This is a genomic window from Streptomyces sp. NPDC058812 (assembly GCF_042744565.1).
Lineage (GTDB): Bacteria > Actinomycetota > Actinomycetes > Streptomycetales > Streptomycetaceae > Streptomyces > Streptomyces thinghirensis.
Genome location: NZ_JBHYOB010000001.1, coordinates 416,090 through 437,421, shown reverse-complemented (window position 1 = coordinate 437,421; position 21,332 = coordinate 416,090). Strand labels below are relative to the sequence as shown.

General features: G+C 70.2%; 16 protein-coding genes and 1 pseudogene. 16 read left to right on the top strand and 1 reads right to left on the bottom strand.

Features of this window, described 5'->3' with window-relative positions; genetic code table 11:
- Positions 1 to 283: 283 nt before the first annotated feature.
- The 3 genes from ACFW48_RS01980 to clpX all read left to right on the top strand — a co-directional run bounded on the left by ACFW48_RS01980 (position 284) and on the right by clpX (position 3,162).
- On the top strand, positions 284 to 889 hold the full coding sequence (locus ACFW48_RS01980; RefSeq protein WP_193776311.1) for an ATP-dependent Clp protease proteolytic subunit: 606 nt from the start codon (positions 284 to 286) through the stop codon (positions 887 to 889).
- A 124-nt stretch (positions 890 to 1,013) separates the two neighbouring features.
- Positions 1,014 to 1,694, top strand: coding sequence for an ATP-dependent Clp protease proteolytic subunit (locus tag ACFW48_RS01975; protein WP_386309490.1), 681 nt, complete (start codon positions 1,014 to 1,016; stop codon positions 1,692 to 1,694).
- 181 nt (positions 1,695 to 1,875) lie between these two features.
- Complete coding sequence (gene clpX / locus ACFW48_RS01970; RefSeq protein WP_386309487.1) at positions 1,876 to 3,162, top strand: ATP-dependent Clp protease ATP-binding subunit ClpX; 1,287 nt, start codon at positions 1,876 to 1,878, stop codon at positions 3,160 to 3,162.
- 76 nt (positions 3,163 to 3,238) lie between these two features.
- Here clpX and ACFW48_RS01965 read toward each other — a convergent pair whose 3' ends face one another.
- On the bottom strand, positions 3,239 to 4,213 hold the full coding sequence (locus ACFW48_RS01965; protein WP_386309486.1) for a hypothetical protein: 975 nt from the start codon (positions 4,211 to 4,213) through the stop codon (positions 3,239 to 3,241).
- A 136-nt stretch (positions 4,214 to 4,349) separates the two neighbouring features.
- Between ACFW48_RS01965 and ACFW48_RS01960 the strand changes: the two genes are divergently transcribed.
- From ACFW48_RS01960 to ACFW48_RS01900, 13 genes and pseudogenes are all read left to right on the top strand, one after another.
- Positions 4,350 to 7,001 carry a valine--tRNA ligase gene (locus ACFW48_RS01960; protein WP_386309483.1) on the top strand — a complete coding sequence of 884 codons (2,652 nt, stop codon included), beginning with the start codon at positions 4,350 to 4,352 and terminating at the stop codon, positions 6,999 to 7,001.
- Positions 7,002 to 7,158: 157 nt separating this feature from the next.
- The gene (locus tag ACFW48_RS01955) at positions 7,159 to 8,682 is read left to right on the top strand and encodes a bifunctional folylpolyglutamate synthase/dihydrofolate synthase (protein WP_386309481.1); all 1,524 of its coding nucleotides are present in this window, start codon (positions 7,159 to 7,161) and stop codon (positions 8,680 to 8,682) included.
- Between the two features lie 6 nt (positions 8,683 to 8,688).
- On the top strand, positions 8,689 to 9,045 hold the full coding sequence (locus tag ACFW48_RS01950) for a DUF4233 domain-containing protein (protein WP_386309480.1): 357 nt from the start codon (positions 8,689 to 8,691) through the stop codon (positions 9,043 to 9,045).
- 81 nt (positions 9,046 to 9,126) lie between these two features.
- Positions 9,127 to 9,540, top strand: coding sequence for a nucleoside-diphosphate kinase (ndk, locus tag ACFW48_RS01945; protein ID WP_007449819.1), 414 nt, complete (start codon positions 9,127 to 9,129; stop codon positions 9,538 to 9,540).
- A gap of 319 nt (positions 9,541 to 9,859) precedes the next feature.
- Positions 9,860 to 10,879: a rod shape-determining protein gene (locus ACFW48_RS01940; RefSeq protein ID WP_007449816.1), complete on the top strand. Its 1,020-nt coding sequence runs from the start codon at positions 9,860 to 9,862 to the stop codon at positions 10,877 to 10,879.
- A 181-nt stretch (positions 10,880 to 11,060) separates the two neighbouring features.
- Positions 11,061 to 12,044: a rod shape-determining protein MreC gene (gene mreC / locus ACFW48_RS01935; RefSeq protein ID WP_386309478.1), complete on the top strand. Its 984-nt coding sequence runs from the start codon at positions 11,061 to 11,063 to the stop codon at positions 12,042 to 12,044.
- A gap of 13 nt (positions 12,045 to 12,057) precedes the next feature.
- Positions 12,058 to 12,729 carry a rod shape-determining protein MreD gene (mreD, locus tag ACFW48_RS01930; RefSeq protein ID WP_386309476.1) on the top strand — a complete coding sequence of 224 codons (672 nt, stop codon included), beginning with the start codon at positions 12,058 to 12,060 and terminating at the stop codon, positions 12,727 to 12,729.
- A gap of 137 nt (positions 12,730 to 12,866) precedes the next feature.
- Positions 12,867 to 15,176, top strand: coding sequence for a penicillin-binding protein 2 (mrdA, locus tag ACFW48_RS01925; RefSeq protein WP_386309475.1), 2,310 nt, complete (start codon positions 12,867 to 12,869; stop codon positions 15,174 to 15,176).
- Positions 15,173 to 16,372: a rod shape-determining protein RodA gene (rodA, locus tag ACFW48_RS01920; protein ID WP_386309474.1), complete on the top strand. Its 1,200-nt coding sequence runs from the start codon at positions 15,173 to 15,175 to the stop codon at positions 16,370 to 16,372. Before mrdA ends, rodA begins: the two co-directional genes overlap by 4 nt.
- Before the next feature lie 101 nt (positions 16,373 to 16,473).
- On the top strand, positions 16,474 to 18,417 hold the full coding sequence (locus ACFW48_RS01915; protein ID WP_386309473.1) for a TIGR03960 family B12-binding radical SAM protein: 1,944 nt from the start codon (positions 16,474 to 16,476) through the stop codon (positions 18,415 to 18,417).
- 51 nt (positions 18,418 to 18,468) lie between these two features.
- Positions 18,469 to 19,557, top strand: a complete 1,089-nt coding sequence (locus tag ACFW48_RS01910; protein WP_386309471.1) for a hypothetical protein — start codon at positions 18,469 to 18,471, stop codon at positions 19,555 to 19,557.
- 48 nt (positions 19,558 to 19,605) lie between these two features.
- Positions 19,606 to 20,382 carry a TIGR03936 family radical SAM-associated protein gene (locus tag ACFW48_RS01905; RefSeq protein WP_386309469.1) on the top strand — a complete coding sequence of 259 codons (777 nt, stop codon included), beginning with the start codon at positions 19,606 to 19,608 and terminating at the stop codon, positions 20,380 to 20,382.
- Between the two features lie 274 nt (positions 20,383 to 20,656).
- Positions 20,657 to 21,332 (top strand): annotated as a pseudogene (locus ACFW48_RS01900) (ribonuclease E/G); the annotation flags it as partial.

Here is a 21,332-nt window from a genome sequence, read left to right as displayed (position 1 = left end):
CCCAAGGGGCGCGGGGGACTGCCCGCTCAGCCACGGAAGCACCCGAGTCCGCCCGACCGGCGTTCGCCACGGCGCGCCGCACCCGCTCACCCAGCGGAGCGACATGCGCTCACAGCGAACACCCGCGGAACCGGGATGGCACCGCAGGGCCTGCGCGTTAGGGTCCATGAATACGAGGGCAGGGGAGTCCCCGAAACCGGCCGGACGGCCCCGCGCCCCGGCAGAACACGTGAGACGGCCCGGCGCCGTCGTAAGACGAGCAGGTGGATACGTGACGAATCTGATGCCCTCCGCCGCCGGCGAGCCCTCCATCGGTGGTGGCCTCGGCGACCAGGTCTACAACCGGCTGCTCGGCGAGCGGATCATCTTCCTCGGCCAGCCGGTCGACGACGACATCGCCAACAAGATCACCGCACAGCTGCTGCTCCTTGCCGCCGACCCGGACAAGGACATCTTCCTCTACATCAACAGCCCCGGCGGCTCGATCACGGCCGGCATGGCGATCTACGACACCATGCAGTTCATCAAGAACGACGTGGTGACGATCGCGATGGGCCTGGCGGCCTCGATGGGTCAGTTCCTGCTCAGCGCCGGCACCCCGGGCAAGCGCTTCGCGCTCCCGAACGCCGAGATCCTGATCCACCAGCCCTCCGCCGGCCTGGCCGGTTCGGCCTCGGACATCAAGATCCACGCCGAGCGGCTGCTGCACACCAAGAAGCGCATGGCGGAGCTGACGTCCCAGCACACCGGCCAGACGATCGAGCAGATCACCCGCGACTCGGACCGCGACCGCTGGTTCGACGCCTTCGAGGCCAAGGAGTACGGCCTCATCGACGACGTCATCCCCACGGCCGCCGGCATGCCGGGCGGCGGTGGCACGGGGGCCTGAGCCGCTCACCGCGGGCCTCCCGGGCGTCCCGGGCCCCGCGGGAGCGAGCCGAGCCCCCCGCGGGCCGGCGCGCCCGCCCAGCCAGCCCCGAGCCGACCGCCTCAGCCCCTTTCCAGGAGACACTGTGAACGACTTCCCCGGCAGCGGCCTGCACGACCGCATGCGTGCCGAGTACACCGGCCCCTCCGCCGAGTCCCGCTACGTGATCCCGCGCTTCGTCGAGCGCACCTCCCAGGGCGTTCGCGAGTACGACCCGTACGCGAAGCTCTTCGAGGAGCGGGTGATCTTCCTCGGCGTCCAGATCGACGACGCCTCCGCCAACGACGTCATGGCGCAGCTGCTGTGCCTGGAGTCGATGGACCCCGACCGGGACATCTCGATCTACATCAACAGCCCCGGCGGCTCCTTCACGGCGCTCACGGCCATCTACGACACGATGCAGTTCGTGAAGCCCGACATCCAGACGGTCTGCATGGGCCAGGCGGCCTCCGCCGCCGCGATCCTGCTGGCCGCCGGCACGCCGGGCAAGCGCATGGCGCTGCCCAACGCCCGCGTGCTGATCCACCAGCCGTACAGCGAGACCGGTCGCGGCCAGGTCTCCGACCTGGAGATCGCCGCCAACGAGATCCTCCGGATGCGCGCCCAGCTGGAGGACATGCTGGCCAAGCACTCCACCACGCCGGTCGAGAAGATCCGCGACGACATCGAGCGCGACAAGATCCTCACGGCCGAGGACGCCCTGGCCTACGGCCTGGTCGACCAGATCATCTCCACCCGGAAGATGAACAACGAGTCGGTTCGCTGACACGGAGCGGGTATCGTCTGCTGCTCCTTGGCACGGTCCACGTCAAAGTGAACCGTGCCAAGGGGGGCCCGGACGGGGGGCCCGGCAAGGTACCGTCGGACATAAGGCAGCACCAGGAGTCCGCCGGACGTTGACGTGACGTCGACGTCCGGGAGTCTCCCAGGCGAAGGGGAAGCACACCGTGGCACGCATCGGTGACGGCGGCGATCTGCTCAAGTGCTCGTTCTGCGGCAAGAGCCAGAAGCAGGTCAAGAAGCTCATCGCAGGGCCCGGTGTCTACATCTGCGACGAGTGCATCGACCTCTGCAACGAGATCATCGAGGAGGAGCTGGCGGAGACCAGCGAGGTGCGCTGGGAGGAGCTCCCCAAGCCCCGCGAGATCTACGAGTTCCTCGACGGGTACGTCGTCGGCCAGGAAGCCGCCAAGAAGGCGCTCTCCGTAGCGGTGTACAACCACTACAAGCGCGTCCAGGCCGGCGAGAACGGCGGCGCCCAAGGACGCGAGGACGCCATCGAGTTGGCGAAGTCCAACATCCTGCTGCTGGGCCCCACCGGCTCCGGCAAGACCCTCCTCGCCCAGACCCTGGCGCGCATGCTGAACGTCCCCTTCGCGATCGCCGACGCCACGGCGCTCACCGAGGCCGGTTACGTCGGCGAGGACGTCGAGAACATCCTGCTCAAGTTGATCCAGGCGGCGGACTACGACGTCAAGAAGGCCGAGACCGGGATCATCTACATCGACGAGATCGACAAGGTCGCGCGGAAGAGTGAAAACCCGTCGATCACTCGAGACGTCAGCGGCGAAGGCGTCCAGCAGGCCCTGCTGAAGATCCTCGAGGGCACCACGGCCTCGGTCCCGCCGCAGGGCGGGCGCAAGCACCCGCACCAGGAGTTCATCCAGATCGACACGACGAACGTGCTGTTCATCGTGGGCGGCGCCTTCTCCGGCCTGGAGAAGATCATCGAGGGCCGGGCGGGCGCCAAGGGCATCGGCTTCGGCGCGACGATCCGCTCCAAGCGGGAGCTGGAGTCCAAGGACCAGTTCGAGTCCGTCATGCCCGAGGACCTGGTCAAGTTCGGCATGATCCCCGAGTTCATCGGCCGGCTCCCCGTCATCACCTCGGTCCACAACCTCGACCGCGAGGCCCTGCTCCAGATCCTGGTCGAGCCGCGCAACGCACTCGTCAAGCAGTACGAGCGCCTCTTCGAACTCGACGGCGTCGAGCTGGACTTCGAGCGCGAGGCCCTGGAGGCCATCGCCGACCAGGCCATCCTCCGCCAGACCGGCGCCCGCGGCCTGCGCGCCATCATGGAGGAAGTCCTCCAGGGCGTCATGTACGAGGTCCCCTCCCGCAAGGACGTCGCCCGCGTCGTCATCACCGCCGACGTGGTCCTCTCCAACGTCAACCCGACGCTGATTCCGCGGGATTCGCGGGGGCGGGGTTCGGGGGAGCAGAAGACGGCGTAGCCGTCTCACCGTACGAAGCGCATGCGGAAGGGGCCCGGTCGACCGACCGGGCCCCTTCCGCGTAGCCGCTGCGGCGTCAGGCCTTGACGCGGACTTCCTCGCGGAGCTTGGCGGCGAGGTCGGCAGCCTCGGCGGGATCGGTCTTCTTGCCGGCCGCGATGTCGAGGAGCTCCATCGGCATGACCCAGCCCAACGTGCTGTGGTCACCCCAGATGCAGTAGGTCATGTTCATCTTCTTGGGCTCGTTCGCGCCACCGTTGGAGTTGTCGACCTCCGCCTCCTGGCACTTGATGATGGCGCCCTCCAGGGAGTCCGGCTTGTACTCCTTCGGGTCGCCCTGCAGCGTGACGTCCTCGTCACTGCCGCCCTTCTCGCTCTCCTTCTTCATGTGGGCGAACATCGCGTCGACGGCGGCCTCGGGGTCGTCGATCGTGCCGTAGACACCGGCGAACATCATCTGCTTGCTGGCCAGCGGATTGTCCTTGTTCTCCGTCGCGTAGGAGGCGCTGACGTCCTGGGCGTCCTTCACCCCCCAGGACTCGGCGTCCTTCAGGTCGCTCTCGTCCATGGTGCCGCTGTCGCTCTCGCTCTTCTTGTAGTCACCGAGCACCGTCGCCGGAGTCGTCAGCTTGTGCGGGCCGTCGTCGGCGATGTCCGAGCCGCCCGCGCCACCGCCCCCGCCGAACACGAAGTACGCCCCCACGCCGATCGCCGCCACGACAGCGACCGCGCCGATGATCAGGCCCGTCTTCTTCTTGCCGCCGCCCGGCGCCGGGGGCTGGGGCATGCCGTACGGCTGCTGGCCGTAGGGAGGCTGCTGGCCGTACGGGGCCTGCTGGCCGTACAACGGCGGCTGCTGCGGCGGGACGCCGCCCTGCTGGGGCTGGGGCGGGTAGCCGTAGCCCGGCTGCGCGGGCGGGGGCGTCTGCTGGGGGTAGCCGTAGCCGGGCTGGGGGGCCTGCGGCGGCTGCTGGCCGTACGGCCCCGGCTGGCCGTACGGTCCGGGCTGCTGGGGCTGCCCGCCGTACGGGCCCGGCTGATTGTGACTCATTCCTGGGTTCCCCTCCAGATGCTTACGTGGTGCTGACATCCTGACGCAGGCCTGGCGTGCGCAGGTCACCGGGGGCCACACCGTTACAGAGAAACGCGTTTCGGGACAGGGTCGTGACGCCCTTAAACTGACCCCCGTGACCGAGAACTCTCAGCAGCCGCAGCCCGCACCCACCACCGAATTGCCGACCCAGTACGCGCCGGCCGAGGTAGAGGGGAAGCTGTACGAGCGCTGGGTGGAACGGGGTTACTTCGAGGCGGACGCGGACAGCGACAAGCCTCCGTACACCGTCGTCATCCCGCCGCCGAACGTCACGGGCAGCCTGCACCTCGGGCACGCCTTCGAGCACACGCTCATCGACGCCCTGACCCGCCGCAAGCGGATGCAGGGGTACGAGACGCTGTGGCAGCCCGGCATGGACCACGCCGGTATCGCCACGCAGAACGTCGTCGAGCGGGAGCTGGCCAAGGAGGGCAAGTCCCGGCACGACCTGGGGCGGGACGCCTTCGTCGAGCGGGTCTGGCAGTGGAAGGGCGAGTCCGGCGGGCAGATCGGCGGGCAGATGCGGCGCCTGGGAGACGGTGTCGCCTGGTCGCGTGAGCGGTTCACCATGGACGAGGGCCTGTCCCAGGCCGTCCAGACCATCTTCAAGCGGCTCTACGACGACGAGCTGATCTACCGCGCCGAGCGCATCATCAACTGGTGTCCCAGGTGTCTGACGGCCATCTCCGACATCGAGGTCGAGTACCAGGACGACGACGGCGAGCTGGTCTCGATGAAGTACGGCGACGGGGACGAGACGATCGTCGTCGCCACCACCCGTGCCGAGACGATGCTCGGTGACACGGCCGTCGCCGTCCACCCGGAGGACGAGCGGTACAAGCACCTGATCGGCAAGCTCATCAAGCTGCCGCTGACCGACCGCTCCATCCCGGTCGTCGCCGACGAGCACGTCGACCCCGAGTTCGGCACCGGCGCCGTCAAGGTGACGCCCGCCCACGACCCGAACGACTTCGAGATCGGCCGGCGCCACGACCTGCCCGCCATCGCGGTCATGGACGAGCACGCGGTCATCACCGCCCACGGTCCCTTCCAGGGCCTGGACCGGCTGGAGGCCCGCTCCGCCATCGTCGCCGCGCTGCGCGCCGAGGGCCGGATCGTCGCCGAGAAGCGGCCGTACGTCCACAGCGTCGGCCACTGCTCGCGCTGCAAGACCACCGTCGAGCCGCGCCTGTCGATGCAGTGGTGGGTCAAGGTCGGTCCGCTGGCGAAGGCCGCCGGTGACGCCGTCCGCGACGGCCGCGTCAAGATCCACCCGCAGGAGATGGAGAAGCGGTACTTCGACTGGGTCGACAACCTCCACGACTGGTGCATCTCGCGCCAGCTGTGGTGGGGCCACCGCATCCCGGTCTGGTACGGCCCGGAGGGTGAGGTCGTCTGCGTCGGACCCGACGAGGAGCCGCCGAGCGGTGAGGGCTGGCACCAGGACTCCGACGTCCTGGACACCTGGTTCTCCTCGGGCCTGTGGCCGTTCTCCACGCTGGGCTGGCCGGAGCAGACCGACTCGCTCGCGAAGTTCTACCCGAACTCCGTCCTGGTCACCGGCTACGACATCCTCTTCTTCTGGGTCGCCCGGATGATGATGTTCGGCCTCTACGCGATGGACGGCACCCCGCCGTTCCACACCATCGCCCTGCACGGCATGGTCCGTGACCAGAACGGCAAGAAGATGTCCAAGTCCTTCGGGAACGTCGTGAACCCGCTGGACTGGATGGACAAGTACGGCTCCGACGCGCTGCGCTTCACCCTCGCGCGCGGCGCCAACCCGGGCGTCGACGTCCCGATCGGCGAGGACTGGGTCCAGGGCTCCCGCAACTTCGCCAACAAGATCTGGAACGCCACCCGCTTCGCGCTGATGAACGGCGCGACGGTCGAGGGCCCGCTGCCGGACGCCTCGAAGATGTCGTCGACCGACCGCTGGGTCCTCTCCCGGCTCAACTCGGTGGTCGCCGAGGTCGACGCGTACTACGAGGACTACCAGTTCGCGAAGCTGTCCGACGCGCTGTTCCACTTCGCCTGGGACGAGGTCTTCGACTGGTACGTCGAGCTGTCCAAGACGACGTTCCAGGCGGGCGGCGAGGCCGCCGAGGTCAGCAAGCGCGTCCTCGGCGAGGTCCTCGACGTCACGCTGCGGCTGCTGCACCCGGTCGTTCCCTTCGTCACCGAGACGCTGTGGACGACGCTCACGGGTGGCGAGTCGGTCGTCGTCGCCGAGTGGCCCGCCGCTGTGTTCGTTCCTGGGGCCGACGCCCCGGGCGGCTTCCGGGACGCGGACGCGGAGCGGGAGATCGAGACCGTCCAGTCCGTCATCACCGAGGTCCGCCGGTTCCGCGCCGACCAGGGCCTCCAGCCCGGCCAGCGGGTTCCGGCGCGGCTGACGCTCGCGGGCAGCCCGCTCGCGGCCCACGAGGCGGCCGTCCGGCAGCTGCTGCGTCTCCAGCCGGAGGGCGATGACTTCACGGCGACGGCCACCCTGCCGGTGGCGGGCGTCGAGGTCGCCCTCGACCTCTCCGGTGTCATCGACTTCGCGGCGGAGCGCAAGCGCCTCGCCAAGGACCTCGCCGCCGCGGAGAAGGAGAAGGCCCAGGCCACGGCCAAGCTGGGCAACGAGGCGTTCCTCGCCAAGGCGCCGGATCAGGTCGTGGACAAGATCCGGGGCCGGCTGGCCAAGGCGGACGAGGACATCGCCCGCATCCAGGCCCAGCTGGAGAAGCTGCCGGAGGCGTAGCCGCCGGTACGTGGACGAAGGCTCTCGGTGCCTGTGGGCACCGGGAGTCCTTACGCCCCAGGGGCGCGGGGAACTGGGCGACAAGCCACGACGGACCCGCACACGCCACGGGACCTCAGCTGCCCCACCGTCGGAGACCCTCCGTAGACTGGTCCCCGTGAGCGACATCCCCGGCGAGAACGACCAGCCCGACCCCCAGGACCCCCTCGACTCCTTCGACGAGATCATCGACGCGGAGACCACCCGCGACCCCGACCTCGCCGTCATCGAGGCCGGCAGCCGCACCCTGCGCACCCAGGGCGGCCCCCCGCAGGCCGACATCCCCACGCGTCCCGAGGACCCCGAGGTGGACAAGGCCCTGCGCGAGGTGGAGGCGGAGCTCGCGACCCGCTGGGGCGAGACCAAGCTGGAGCCGTCCGTCGCCCGGATCGCCGCGCTGATGGACGTACTGGGGGACCCGCAGCGGTCGTACCCGTCCATCCACATCACGGGGACCAACGGCAAGACCACCACCGCCCGCATGATCGAGGCCCTGCTCGGCGCCTTCGAGCTGCGTACCGGGCGGTACACCTCGCCGCACGTGCAGTCGGTCACCGAGCGCATCAGCCTGGACGGGGCGCCGATCTCCGCCGAGCGGTTCATCGAGACGTACGAGGACATCAAGCCGTACGTCGAGATGGTGGACGGCCGGCAGGAGTACCGGCTGTCGTTCTTCGAGGTGCTGACCGGCATGGCGTACGCCGCCTTCGCCGACGCGCCCGTCGACGTGGCCGTCGTCGAGGTCGGGATGGGCGGCTCCTGGGACGCGACCAACGTCATCGACGGGGACGTCGCCGTCGTCACCCCCATCGACCTGGACCACACCGACCGGCTCGGCGAGACGCCCGGCGCGATCGCGACCGAGAAGGCCGGCATCGTCAAGCAGGACGCCACCGTGATCCTGGCCCAGCAGCCGGTGGACGCGGCGCAGGTGCTGCTGAAGAAGGCCGTGGACGTCAACGCCACCGTGGCGCGCGAGGGGCTGGAGTTCGGCGTCGTCGCCCGGCAGGTCGCCGTCGGCGGGCAGCTGATGACCCTGCGCGGGCTCGGCGGTGAGTACACCGAGGTCTATCTGCCGCTGCACGGCGCCCACCAGGCGCACAACGCGGCCGTGGCGCTGGCCGCCGTCGAGGCGTTCTTCGGCGTCGGCGCGCAGCGTCCCGAGCCGCTGGACATCGACACCGTGCGCAAGGCCTTCGCCGCCGTCGCCTCACCGGGGCGGATGGAGGTCGTCCGGCGTTCGCCGACCGTGGTGCTGGACGCCGCGCACAATCCGGCCGGCGCCCGCGTCACCGCCGAGGCGGTCGGGGAGGCGTTCCAGTTCAGCCGGCTCATCGGGGTGGTCGGCGCGAGCGGCGACAAGAACGTGCGGGGGCTGCTGGAGGCCTTCGAGCCGGTCTTCGCCGAGGTCGTCGTCACCCAGAACTCCAGCCACCGCGCGATGGACGCCGACGAGCTGGCCGGGGTCGCCGTCGAGGTGTTCGGCGAGGACCGCGTCCAGGTCGAGCCGCGGCTGCCGGACGCCCTGGAGGCCGCGATCACGCTGGCCGAGGAAGAGGGCGAGTTCGCGGGCGGCGGTGTGCTCGTCACCGGTTCCGTCATCACCGTCGGCGAGGCCCGACTGCTCCTCGGGAGGGGCTGAGAAACCGTGCGTACGCTCTGTGCTTCGACTCTGATCAGCGAGTTCCTCGTGATCGGCTTCGCCGGACTGGTCGCCATGAAGGACCCGGACCTGTCCGTGGCGACGGTGTGGACGGTCAGCGGCATCGCGATGTTCCTGTGCGTGGCGCTGTGCGGCGTGGTCACCAGGCCCGGCGGCATCGCCTTCGGCTGGGCCCTGCAGATCGCGCTGATCGCCTCCGGCTTCGTGGTGCCGACCATGTTCTTCCTGGGCGCGATCTTCGCCGCCCTGTGGTGGGCCTCCGTGTTCTACGGGCGGAAGATCGACGAGGCGAAGGCGAGGTTCGCGGCCCAGGCCGAGGTCTCCGCGCCCGACGCCGCCTGACGCTGCGTGACAGGCGCCGCGACACGCCCGGTAACCTCAGTCATCACCTCGCACAACCGCACACCTCCAAGGGAGCCCGTCGTGACCCAGCGCAGCCTCGTCCTCCTCAAGCCCGACGCCGTCCGTCGTGGCCTGACCGGCGAGATCATCAGCCGTATCGAGCGCAAGGCCGGCTGGCAGATCACCGCGCTGGAACTGCGCACCCTGGACGCCGAGACGCTGGAGCAGCACTACGGCGAGCACAAGGGCAAGCCCTTCTACGAGCCGCTGGTCGAGTTCATGGCGTCCGGTCCGGTCGTCGCCATGGTCGTCGAGGGTGAGCGGGTCATCGAGGGCGTGCGCGCGCTGGCCGGCCCCACCGACCCGATCGCGGCCGCTCCCGGCTCCATCCGCGGGGACTTCGGCGTGATCGTCCGGGAGAACCTGATCCACGCCTCCGACTCCGAGGAGTCAGCCGAGCGCGAGCTGAAGATCTTCTTCCCGGGTCGGGTCTGAACCTTCTTCGGGACACGCCGGACGGGCCTTTTTTCTGACACGCCGTCAGCCGAATGGCCGAGGCGGAGCCGGGGCGGTCGCGTAAAAGCGACCGCCCTGTGGCATATGCGCGCCTGATCGGGGGAACGGATGCCTCCGTTGGCCCGTCTCCACAAGCGAGGCACCGCGCCATCTGCTGACAATGGCGAAGACCCTCGCGCAGTGTTCGCGAAAGCGCGTCTACGATGGAAGCCTCCACGCGTCACTGCACCCACTTCGCCTACCTGAAAAGCCCTCAAAAGCTCCTGGGAAGGCCAGTCGAATCCTGATGGGGAACTCAATGTCGTTCATCGGCCGTGACATGGCTGTCGACCTCGGGACCGCCAACACGCTGGTGTACGTCAGGGGTCGCGGGATCGTACTCAACGAGCCGTCCGTCGTCGCGATCAACACCAACACCGGTGGCATCCTCGCGGTCGGCGCCGAAGCGAAGAAGATGATCGGGCGCACGCCCGGCAACATCGTTGCCGTGCGCCCGCTGAAGGACGGCGTCATCGCCGACTTCGAGATCACCGAGCGGATGCTCCGCTACTTCATCCTGAAGATCCACAAGCGGCGTTATCTGGCTCGCCCGCGGGTCGTCGTCTGTGTGCCCTCGGGCATCACGGGCGTCGAGCGCCGCGCCGTCATCGAGGCGTCGTCCCAGGCCGGCGCCCGACAGGTGCACATCATCGAGGAGCCCATGGCCGCGGCCATCGGCTCCGGCCTGCCGGTCCACGAGGCCACGGGCAACATGGTGGTGGACATCGGCGGCGGCACCACGGAGGTCGCGGTCATCTCGCTCGGCGGCATCGTCACCGCCCAGTCCATCCGCGTCGCGGGTGACGAGCTGGACAACGCGATCATCCAGCACGTGAAGAAGGAGTACAGCCTTCTGCTGGGTGAGCGCACGGCCGAACAGATCAAGATCACGATCGGTTCGGCGTACGACCTCGACTCCGACGAGCACACCGAAATCCGTGGCCGGGACCTCGTCTCCGGACTGCCCAAGACCGTCGTCATCTCGGCCGCCGAAGTGCGCAAGGCGATCGAGGAGCCGGTCAACGCGATCGTCGACGCCGTCAAGACCACCCTCGACAAGTGTCCGCCGGAGCTGTCCGGCGACATCATGGACCGGGGCATCGTCCTGACCGGCGGCGGCGCGCTGCTGCGCGGGCTCGACGAACGGCTGCGCCGGGAGACCGGAATGCCGATCCACATCGCCGAGGACCCGCTGGACAGCGTGGCGCTCGGCAGCGGCAAGTGCGTCGAGGAGTTCGAGGCACTCCAGCAGGTGCTGGACGCCTCGCCCCGCAGATGACGTAACACTTCGGTTCCGCCGTACGAGACGATCTCCTCTCGTGCGGCGGATCGTTGATATAGAGGGTTGCGGTACCGGATGCGCGTGAAGCGCCCGACGTACCGAATCAGCTGAATTCCTGAACACCGCCACGTACATTCCGAGATTCCCGAATTCGACGAGGAAGGCACGGCCGCCGCACGTGAGGGACACGAAAGAGAGCCGGCTGCTCCTGGTGCTGCTGATCGCCATCGCGTTCGCACTGATCACGGTGGACATCCGCGGTGGGGAGGATTCCCCGGTCGACGGTGCCCGGCAGGCCGCGGCGGGCGTCTTCGGTCCGATCGAGAACGGGGTGTCGTCCGCGGTCGACCCGATCGGCAACGCGGTCTCCGCCGTCCGCGACTCCGGTGACCGGCACGACCGGCTCGCCGAGCTGGAGACGCAGAACGCGGCCCTGAAGGCGAAGCTCGGCAGCGACGAGCGCGGCCGCAGCCGCCTGAAGCAGTTCGACAAGATGCTCGGGCTCGCCGGCGCCGGCCAGTACGGCATCAAGGGCGCCCAGGTCATCGCCATAGGAGCCGCGCAGGGCTTCTCCTGGACCATCACCATCGACGCCGGCGCCGACGACGGCATCAAGCGCGACATGACCGTCCTCAACGGCGACGGCCTCGTGGGACGCGTGACCACCGTCGGCCCGGGCACCGCCACCGTGCTGCTCGCCAACGACCCCGACTTCACCGTCGGCACCCGGATGGAGGCCGGTGACGAACTCGGCTTCGCCTCCGGCCAGGGCGGCCGGCCGCTGCGCGTCGAACTCCTCAACGGCAAGGCCGACGTCAAGAAGGGCGACCGCCTGGTCACCTTCGGCTCCCAGGCCGACAAGCCGTTCGTGCCCGGCGTGCCCGTCGGCGTCGTCTCCCGCGTCGACCCCTCCGGCGGCGACCTGACCCGCACCCTCGACGTCACGCCGTTCGTCAGCTTCACCAAGCTCGACATCGTCGGCGTCGTCGTCCAGGCCCCGCAGAAGGACCCGCGCGACACGGTGCTCCCGGACAAGCCGAAGCCGAAACCCACGCCGACCGTCACGGTGACCGCGACCCCGTCCGCCGGGGCCGGTGTCGACGGGGGGACGCAGAACGAAGAGAACCAGCAGACCGAGCAGAACCAGCAGACCGAGCAGTAGGAGTTCTCACCCCATGCGTGTCAACCGGATCCTGCTGTCCGTCTCCCTGGTCGTCGTCGCCCTGGTGCTCCAGGTGAGCGTCCTCGCCCGCCTCCACCTGCCCGGCGCGGTCCCCGACCTGCTGCTCCTCACCGTCCTCGGCCTCGCCCTGGTCTACGGCCACGTCGGCGGCGCCCTCGTCGGCTTCGGCGCCGGACTGCTCGCCGACCTCGCCCCGCCCGCCGACCACGCCGCCGGCCGCTACGCCCTGGTGCTCTGCGTCATCGGCTACCTCGCCGGCCTCGCCAAACCGGAGAACGGCCGGCTCAGGACGGCCACCGGCCCCATGGCCGTCGTGGTCGTCGCCGCCCTCGGCACCACCCTGCTGTACGCAGGCGTCGGCGCCCTCGTCGGCGACACCGCCGCCCGCCATGTCGGCCTGCCCAGCCTGCTGTTCACGGCCGCCCTGTACGACCTGCTGCTCGCGCCCTTCGTCGTCCCCGGCATCATGGCCCTCGCCAGACGCGCCGAGAACGACCCGCTGGCCGAGACCAACTCCGCCGGCCAGAAGACCGACATCGCCTCCGGCTGGCTCTCCGGCGGCACCGGGCTGCGCATCGGTAACCAGCGCAACGGACTGCGGGTGAGGGCGGCGCGGGCGCGGGTCGCCCGGGCCGGACGCATCAAGGGGGTCAAGCGGCTGTGACGACGCGGCAGCACACGACGCGGCCGTGCGCGTCGCGGCAGCACACAAGGACCACGCGCTTCACGAGGGGGAGGCAGCCGCAGTGACGAACGCCCACCCGTCGCCCACCACCACCCTTGACCGAATGGGCCGCGCCCATGACTAACATTCCCGAGACCGGCCGCAGCACCCGCGTCCAGACCCGGCTCGTCGTCATCCAGATCCTCGTCCTCTCCCTCCTCGCCACCCTCGGCGGCCGACTCTGGTACCTCCAGATCCGCCAGGGCGACGAGTACGCCAAGGAGGCCTCCGGCAACCACGTCCAGCAGGTCGTCCAGCCCGCGCCCCGCGGCTCGATCCTGGACGCCCGCGGCGTGGCGCTCGCCGACAACGAGACCCGCCTCGTCGTCTCCGCCTCCCGCACCGACCTGCTCAAGATGAAGGACGACGGCAAGGCCGTCCTCACCAAGCTCGCCGGGGTCCTGGGCATGAAGCCCAAGGACGTCATGGACAAGGTCCGGCTGTGCGACGCCGAGACACCCCAGCCCTGCTGGAACGGCTCGCCCTACCAGCCGATCCCCGTCACCGACGAGGCCACCCCCAAGCAGGCCCTCCAGATCCGCGAACGAGCCGAGGACTTCCCCGGCATCACCGCCGAGCCCGAGGCGATGCGCCGCTACGCCGCCCCCGGCAAGTCCAACACCGCACAGGTCCTCGGCTACCTCTCGCCCGTCACCGACGAGGAGATCCAGAAGGCCCAGGACACCGACTCGCCCTTCCTGCGCTCGGACCAGGTCGGCCGCTCCGGCCTGGAACGCCAGTACGACAAGGCGCTGCGCGGCAAGGCCGGCGTCACCCGCTACGAGGTCGACAACCTCGGCCGCGTCATCGGCGAGGCCGAGTCCGACCCCGGCGTGCCCGGCTCCAACCTCGTCACCAGCATCGACGCCCGCGTCCAGCGGGTCGCCGAGTACGAGTTGAACGAGGCGATGAAGGAAGCCCGCAAGCAGTACGACGACAACACCGGCGAGAACTACAAGGCCGACGCCGGCGCCGTCGTGGTGATGGAGGCCAAGACCGGCCGCGTCGTCGCCATGGCCTCCAACCCGACGTACGACCCGAACGCCTGGGTCGGCGGCATCGACGCCGCCGACTACAAGAAGCTCACCGGCAAGGACTCCAACTACCCGCTGCTCAACCGGGCCACCCAGGGCCAGGCGGCCCCCGGCTCGATCTTCAAGGTCATCTCCTCGTCCGCCGCGGTGGAGGCCGGCTACGACTTCGACGGCCGCTACGACTGCTCCAGCTCCTACTCCGTCGGCGGCCAGGTCTTCAAGAACTACGAGTCCGCCAGCTACGGCCCGATCAGCATCGGCCGCGCCCTGGAACTCTCCTGCGACACCGTCTACTACCGCCTGGCCCACCAGGAGTGGAAGAAGGACGGCGGCAACAAGCCGAAGAACCCCAACGACTACTTCTACAAGGCCGCCCACGAGTTCGGCCTCGGTAAGAAGACCGGCATCGACCTCCCCAACGAGGTCACCGGCCGCGTCCCCGACCGCCAGTGGAAGCAGGACTACTGGGAGGCCAACAAGGACGCCTGGTGCAAGTCCGGCAAGAAGGACGGCACCTACGTCGAGAAGCTCGCCTACGAGGGCTGCCTCGAAGGCAACAAGATGCGCGCCGGTGACGCCATCAACTACTCCATCGGCCAGGGCGACACCCTCACCACCCCCATCCAGATGGCCACCATCTACGCGGCCATCTCCAACGGCGGCACCCTGTACGACCCGACCATCGGCAAGGCGGTCATCAGCCCCGACGGCAAGGAGATCCGCCCGATCGAGCCCGAGGCGCACGGCAAGCTGCCGATAAGCAAGACCACACTGGCCAAGATGGACGACGCCCTCGAAGGCGTCGCCACCCGCGGCACCGCCGCCTGGCGGTTCGCGCAGGACGGCTGGCCGCAGGACAAGATCCCGATGCACGCCAAGACCGGTACGGCCGAGGTCCACGGCAAGCAGACCACCTCCTGGTTCGCCACGTACACCGACGAGTACTCGATCGTCATGACGATCTCCCAGGGCGGTACCGGCTCCGGCGCCTCCGGCCCCGCCGTCCGCAACATCTACGACGCGCTCTACGGCGTCTCGGACGACGGGGAGGTCGACAGCAAGAAGGGGCTGCTGCCCAAGCCGCAGGCGAAGCTCCCGACGATCAAGGCGGACGGCACCATCCCCGCGCCGAAGATGTCCAAGGACGCCGTCAAGGACCTGCTGCCGAAGGAGAAGGCCTCCCCGGAGGAGGAGTACGCCCCCATCGACGGACAGGAGCAGGGAGCGACGACGCCGACGCAGAACGGCGACAACCGCGACACGCGCCGTCACCGACGACGCGGCGGCGCGGGCCGGCGCGGCAGCGGAAACCGCGGTGCCGGCAGAAGCGGAAGCCGGAGGGCGCGCGCATGACCGGTTCCAACAGCTTCCAGGTCTCCGGATACGGACCCGAGAAGGCCGGGTGGACCCGACTGCTCGCCCGGGACTCGATGGCGCGCCGACTCGACTGGCCGATACTGCTGGCCGCCGTCGCGCTCTCGCTGATGGGCTCGCTCCTCGTCTACTCCGCGACCCGCAACCGCACCGAACTCAACCAGGGCGACCCGTACTACTTCCTGACCCGGCACCTCCTGAACACCGGCATCGGGCTCGTCCTGATGGTCGGCGTCATCTGGCTCGGCCACCGCGCCCTGCGCACCGCCGTGCCGGTCCTCTACGGCGCGTCCGTCTTCCTGATCCTGCTGGTGCTCACCCCGCTCGGATCGACCATCAACGGCGCCCACTCCTGGATCAAACTCCCCGGCGGTTTCTCCCTCCAGCCCTCGGAGTTCGTGAAGATCACGATCATCCTGGGCATGGCGATGCTGCTGGCCGCCCGCGTCGACGCGGGGGACCGGCCGAACCCGGACCACCGGACCGTGCTCCAGGCCCTGGGCCTGGCCACCGTGCCGATGCTGATCGTGATGCTCATGCCCGACCTCGGCTCGGTCATGGTCATGGTCATCATCGTGCTGGGCGTGCTGCTCGCCTCCGGCGCCACCAACCGCTGGGTGTTCGGACTGATCGGGGCCGGAACCGCCGGCGCGCTCGCCGTCTGGCAGCTCGGCATCCTCGACGACTACCAGATCGCCCGCTTCGCCGCCTTCGCCAACCCGGAACTCGACCCCGCGGGCGTCGGCTACAACACCAACCAGGCGCGCATCGCCATCGGCTCCGGCGGTCTCACCGGCTCCGGCCTCTTCAACGGCTCACAGACCACCGGCCGCTTCGTACCCGAACAGCAGACCGACTTCGTCTTCACGGTCGCCGGAGAGGAACTCGGCTTCCTCGGCGCGGGCCTCATCATCGCCCTGCTCGGCGTGGTGCTCTGGCGCGCCTGCCGGATCGCCCGCGAGACCACCGACCTCTACGGCACGATCGTCGCCGCCGGGATCGTCGCCTGGTTCGCCTTCCAGACCTTCGAGAACATCGGCATGACGCTCGGCATCATGCCGGTCACCGGCCTGCCGCTGCCCTTCGTGTCGTACGGCGGCTCGTCGATGTTCGCCGTGTGGCTGGCGGTCGGGCTGCTCCAGTCGATCACGGTGCAGAGACCGATGTCCGCCTGAGCACGGGCCCGCCGGGCGGCGGGCCCCGGGCGGTACGGGGGACCTCCTTCGCCGGGTTAGGCTGGATGGTCCCCCTTGCCAGCACACAAAGGTTCCCTGAGATGCCTGCCGAAGCCGCCGAGCCTGTGAAGTCTGTGTTTCCGCAGCTCGAAGCTCTGCTCCCGCATGTGCAGAAGCCGATCCAGTACGTCGGCGGAGAGCTCAACTCCACGGTCAAGGAGTGGGAATCCTGCGACGTCCGCTGGGCCCTGATGTACCCGGACGCCTACGAGGTCGGTCTGCCCAACCAGGGCGTCATGATCCTCTACGAGGTACTCAACGAGCAGCAGGGCGTCCTCGCCGAGCGCACCTACAGCGTGTGGCCGGACCTGGAGGAGCTGATGCGGGAGCACTCCGTCCCGCAGTTCACCGTCGACAGCCACCGCCCGGTGAAGGCCTTCGACGTCTTCGGCCTCTCCTTCTCCACGGAGCTGGGCTACACGAACATGCTGACCGCCCTGGACCTGGCCGGCATCCCGCTGGAGTCCAAGGACCGCGGCATCGACGACCCGGTCGTCCTGGCCGGCGGACACGCGGCCTTCAACCCCGAGCCGATCGCCGACTTCATCGACTGCGTGGTCATCGGCGACGGTGAGCAGGCCGTCCTGGAGATCACCGCGATCATCCGTGCCTGGAAGGCCGAGGGCCGCCCCGGCGGCCGCGAGGAACTCCTCCTCCGCCTGGCGAAGACCGGCGGCGTGTACGTCCCCGGCTTCTACGACGTCGAGTACCTCCCCGACGGCCGTATCGCCCGCGTCGTCCCCAACCGCTCGGGCGTCCCGTGGCGCGTCTCCAAGCACACCGTCATGGACCTCGACGAGTGGCCCTACCCCAAGCAGCCCCTCGTCCCGCTGGCCGAGACGGTCCACGAGCGCATGTCGGTGGAGATCTTCCGCGGCTGCACCCGCGGCTGCCGCTTCTGCCAGGCCGGCATGATCACCCGCCCGGTGCGCGAGCGCTCCATCACGGGCATCGGCGACATGGTCGAGAAGGGCCTGAAGGCCACCGGCTTCGAAGAGGTCGGCCTCCTCTCGCTCTCCTCCGCGGACCACTCGGAGATCGGCGACGTCGCCAAGGGCCTCGCGGACCGGTACGAGGAGGACAAGATCGGCCTGTCCCTCCCCTCCACCCGCGTCGACGCCTTCAACATCGACCTGGCCAACGAGCTGACCCGCAACGGCCGCCGCTCGGGCCTCACCTTCGCCCCCGAGGGCGGCTCCGAGCGCATCCGCAAGGTCATCAACAAGATGGTCTCGGAAGAGGACCTGATCCGCACCGTCGCCACCGCGTACGGCAACGGCTGGCGCCAGGTGAAGCTGTACTTCATGTGCGGCCTGCCCACCGAGACCGACGACGACGTCCTCCAGATCGCCGACATGGCCACCCGCGTCATCCAGAAGGGCCGCGAGGTCTCCGGCTCCGGCGACATCCGCTGCACGGTCTCGATCGGCGGCTTCGTCCCCAAGCCCCACACGCCCTTCCAGTGGTCGCCGCAGCTCTCCGCCGAGGAGACGGACGCCCGGCTCCAGAAACTCCGCGACAAGATCCGCGGCGACAAGAAGTACGGCCGCTCCATCGGCTTCCGCTACCACGACGGCAAGCCCGGCATCGTCGAGGGCCTCCTCTCCCGCGGCGACCGCCGCATCGGCGCCGTCATCCGCGCCGTCTACGAGGACGGCGGCCGCTTCGACGGCTGGCGCGAGCACTTCTCGTACGACCGCTGGATGGCCTGCGCCGACAAGGCCCTGGAGCCCTTCGGCGTCGACGTCGACTGGTACACCACCCGCGAGCGCGGCTACGAGGAGGTTCTCCCCTGGGACCACCTCGACTCCGGCCTCGACAAGGAGTGGCTCTGGGAGGACTGGCAGGACGCCCTCGACGAGACCGAGGTCGACGACTGCCGCTGGACGCCGTGCTTCGACTGCGGGGTGTGCCCGGCGATGGACACGGAGATCCAGATCGGCCCGACCGGCAAGAAGCTGCTGCCGTTGTCCGTGGTCAAGTAGGACCAGACAGCGCGACGCCGCGGGATCCGAACCGGGTCGCGCGGCGTCTTCATGGGCATGGTGGATCTGGAGAAGGCGCCCGGTGCGGGCCCGCGGGAGGAACCGGCGCGGCGGCCGGATGCCGAGGGGTGTCTGGTCGTGGCGATCCGGATCCCGGTGCGGATCGTGGTCCTGGTGCTGGTCGTGCCGGTGCGGATGGTGTGGGACGCGCTGGTCGTCGCCGGGCGGTTGCTGCGGGACACGGTGCTGCGGCCGTTCGGGCGGGCGCTGGCGTGGCTCGGGCGGGCCGTCTTCGTGTGGCCGCTGGTCGGGGTGTGGCGGTATGTCCTCGTGCCGCTGGCCAAGGGGGTCGCCTGGCTCGGGAACGTGCTGCTCGTCGTACCGGCGGTGTGGGTGTACCGGTGGCTGCTGACGCCGGTCGGGCATGGGCTCGCCTGGTTCTTCACGGGTGTGGGCGCCGTGTTCGCCGCCGTCGGGCGGGGGCTGTACGCCGGTCTCGCCTGGCTGGCGCGGTACCTCGTCGTCGTACCGGCGGCGTGGCTCTACGCCTGGGTGCTCACTCCGGTCGGGCACGCGCTCGCCTGGTGCGGCAGGGGGCTGGCCTGGTGCGGCAGGGGAGTGGTCTGGTGCCTGGGCATGGTCGTCACCGGCGTGGGCGCGACCCTGTACTGGATCGTCCGGGTGCTGCTGGTGCTGCCCGCCCTCGCGCTGTGGCGGTGGGTGCTCACGCCGGTCGGCCGGGTGCTCGCCGTCATCGGGCGGGAGGTGTGGGACGCCCTCGGGCACGCCTGGCGGATCGCGGGGCACATCTCGCGCGCCGTCGGGCGGTTCCTCGGCACCCTCTTCCGGTGGACCGTCGCCGAGCCGGCGCGATGGGCGTACCGGAGCGTCCTGACGCCGGTGGGGCACGCCGTGCGGGACACCGTCCTGCGGCCGCTAGCCGAGGGCGCGCGCGGCGCGGGGCGGGCGGCCCGGCAGGCGCTCGCCTCCGCCCGGCTGTCCGCGCGGCAGGCCCGCGCCGACGTGCGCCGGATGCTTTTCGGGGAGCCGGCGAAGGCGCGGTCGGTGGCCCGGCGGGAACCATCCGCGGCCGAGGCACGTACTCTTGGTAGCAGTACGACCGCTCTCACGAAGGACTGAACGACACTGGGCAAGCGACAGCCCGAAGGCCCGCCGCCCGTACCCGCGGTGCAGCGCATTCGACTGCGTTACACCAAGCGCGGCCGCCTCCGGTTCACCAGCCACCGTGACTTCCAGCGCGCCTTCGAGCGTGCCCTGCGCCGCGCCGAGGTGCCCATGGCGTACTCGGCGGGGTTCACGCCGCATCCGAAGGTGTCGTACGCCAATGCCGCACCCACCGGTACGGGCAGTGAGGCGGAGTACCTGGAGATCGCGCTCACCGAAGCGCGCGACCCGGAGCGGCTCAGGCTGCTTCTCGACGAGTCGCTGCCCACCGGGCTCGACATCGTGGAGGCGGCCGAGGCCCGGACCTCCGGACTCGCCGACCGGCTGACGGCTTCCGTGTGGGAGCTGCGGCTGACCGGTGTGGATCCCGCGGAGGCCGAACGCGCCGTGGCGGCCTTCAACGCGGCCCCGGCCGTGGAGGTTCAGCGCAGGACCAAGAACGGCGTCCGTACCTTCGACGCCCGCTCCGCCGTCGCGCACCTCGAGAGCGTCACCACGTGCGGTTCGCCGGCTGATAGGCCGACCGACCAGCCCTGTGCGATACTGCGGCTGGTTGTTCGGCACGTGACGCCTGCCGTACGACCCGACGACGTCCTGTCCGGTCTTCGCGCCGTGGCCGACCTGGCGCCGCCGGTCCCCGCAGCGGTGACCAGGCTGGCGCAGGGGCTGTTCGATGAAGAGACCGGTGCGGTGACCGACCCGCTCGCGCCCGACCGCGAGGCAGAAGCGCCCGAGCCGCAACCGGCCGCCGCTTCCGCCGCCGCGAAGGCGTCGGCGTAAGGAAGGTTCCGCTCAGGGACGGACGTCGCAGCGCCGCCCTCGAACTCGGGAGCCACCTGGGTCGGGCAGCGCACCGACCACAAGACTTTCGCCAGGCCGTGCACGACAAGGGGTACGGAACCGGCGAGACAAGACACGGAGAGCTTCCGAGCGGCGCCCGCGCCCCGGACGGCGGCGACCGCGCATCGCGCGAGCCGCGGACGTCACCGGCGGTCGACATGGTCGATGCCGGGCCAGGCGCGGCGCCCGGGAGCCTGACGGGAGAAACCCCCGCATGCTCGAACCGACCGAACCCACAGAGTCCTCGACCACCTCGACGGGCTCCGAATCGAACACCCCCAGCGACACCCTGCCGCCGCGCCGTCGGCGCAGGGCCGCGTCCCGCCCGGCGGGCCCGCCGTCCGGTGCTCCCGAGGCGCCGGCGGAGACCGTCGCGCCGGCCGGGGTGACCGACGAGGCGGAAGAGGCCGAAGCCGAGGCCGCCGCCGAGGTGACCGAGGTGCCCGAGGCGGCTCCGGAGCCCGTGACCGCGGGTCGGCCGCGGCGCCGTGCGGTGCGCCGCGCCTCCGCGCCCGCCGGGGCCCCGACGTCGGCGGAGACGGCCGAGACCGTCGTACCGGCGTCCACCGCCGCCGAGGCGTCCGCGCCTGCCGAGGCGCCCGCGCCCGCCGAGGACGCTGCTCCGCGCCGTGCCCGGCGTCGTGCCACGCGCAGTGTGACCGCGCCGACCGAGTCGGCCGCCGAGGGGGCGTCGACGGCTCCGGTGTCGGAGGCCGCGCCCGCCGAGACTGCCGCAGCCGCCGAGGCGTCCGCGCCTGCCGAGGCGCCCGCGCCCGCCGCGGCCGAGGACGCCGCTCCGCGCCGTGCCCGGCGTCGTGCCACGCGCAGTGTGACCGCGCCGACCGAGTCGGCCGCCGAGGGGGCGTCGACGGCTCCGGTGTCGGAGGCCG

Bases quoted from the DNA above. Each gene is read 5' to 3' on its own strand.
- ACFW48_RS01980 (WP_193776311.1), top strand. From the start codon at position 284: ATGCCCTCCGCCGCCGGCGAGCCCTCCATCGGTGGTGGCCTCGGCGAC.
- ACFW48_RS01965 (WP_386309486.1), bottom strand. From the start codon at position 4,213: ATGAGTCACAATCAGCCGGGCCCGTACGGCGGGCAGCCCCAGCAGCCC.
- ACFW48_RS01940 (WP_007449816.1), top strand. From the start codon at position 9,860: ATGTCGTTCATCGGCCGTGACATGGCTGTCGACCTCGGGACCGCCAAC.
- mreD (WP_386309476.1), top strand. From the start codon at position 12,058: ATGCGTGTCAACCGGATCCTGCTGTCCGTCTCCCTGGTCGTCGTCGCC.
- mrdA (WP_386309475.1), top strand. From the start codon at position 12,867: ATGACTAACATTCCCGAGACCGGCCGCAGCACCCGCGTCCAGACCCGG.
- rodA (WP_386309474.1), top strand. From the start codon at position 15,173: ATGACCGGTTCCAACAGCTTCCAGGTCTCCGGATACGGACCCGAGAAG.
- ACFW48_RS01915 (WP_386309473.1), top strand. From the start codon at position 16,474: ATGCCTGCCGAAGCCGCCGAGCCTGTGAAGTCTGTGTTTCCGCAGCTC.
- ACFW48_RS01910 (WP_386309471.1), top strand. From the start codon at position 18,469: ATGGGCATGGTGGATCTGGAGAAGGCGCCCGGTGCGGGCCCGCGGGAG.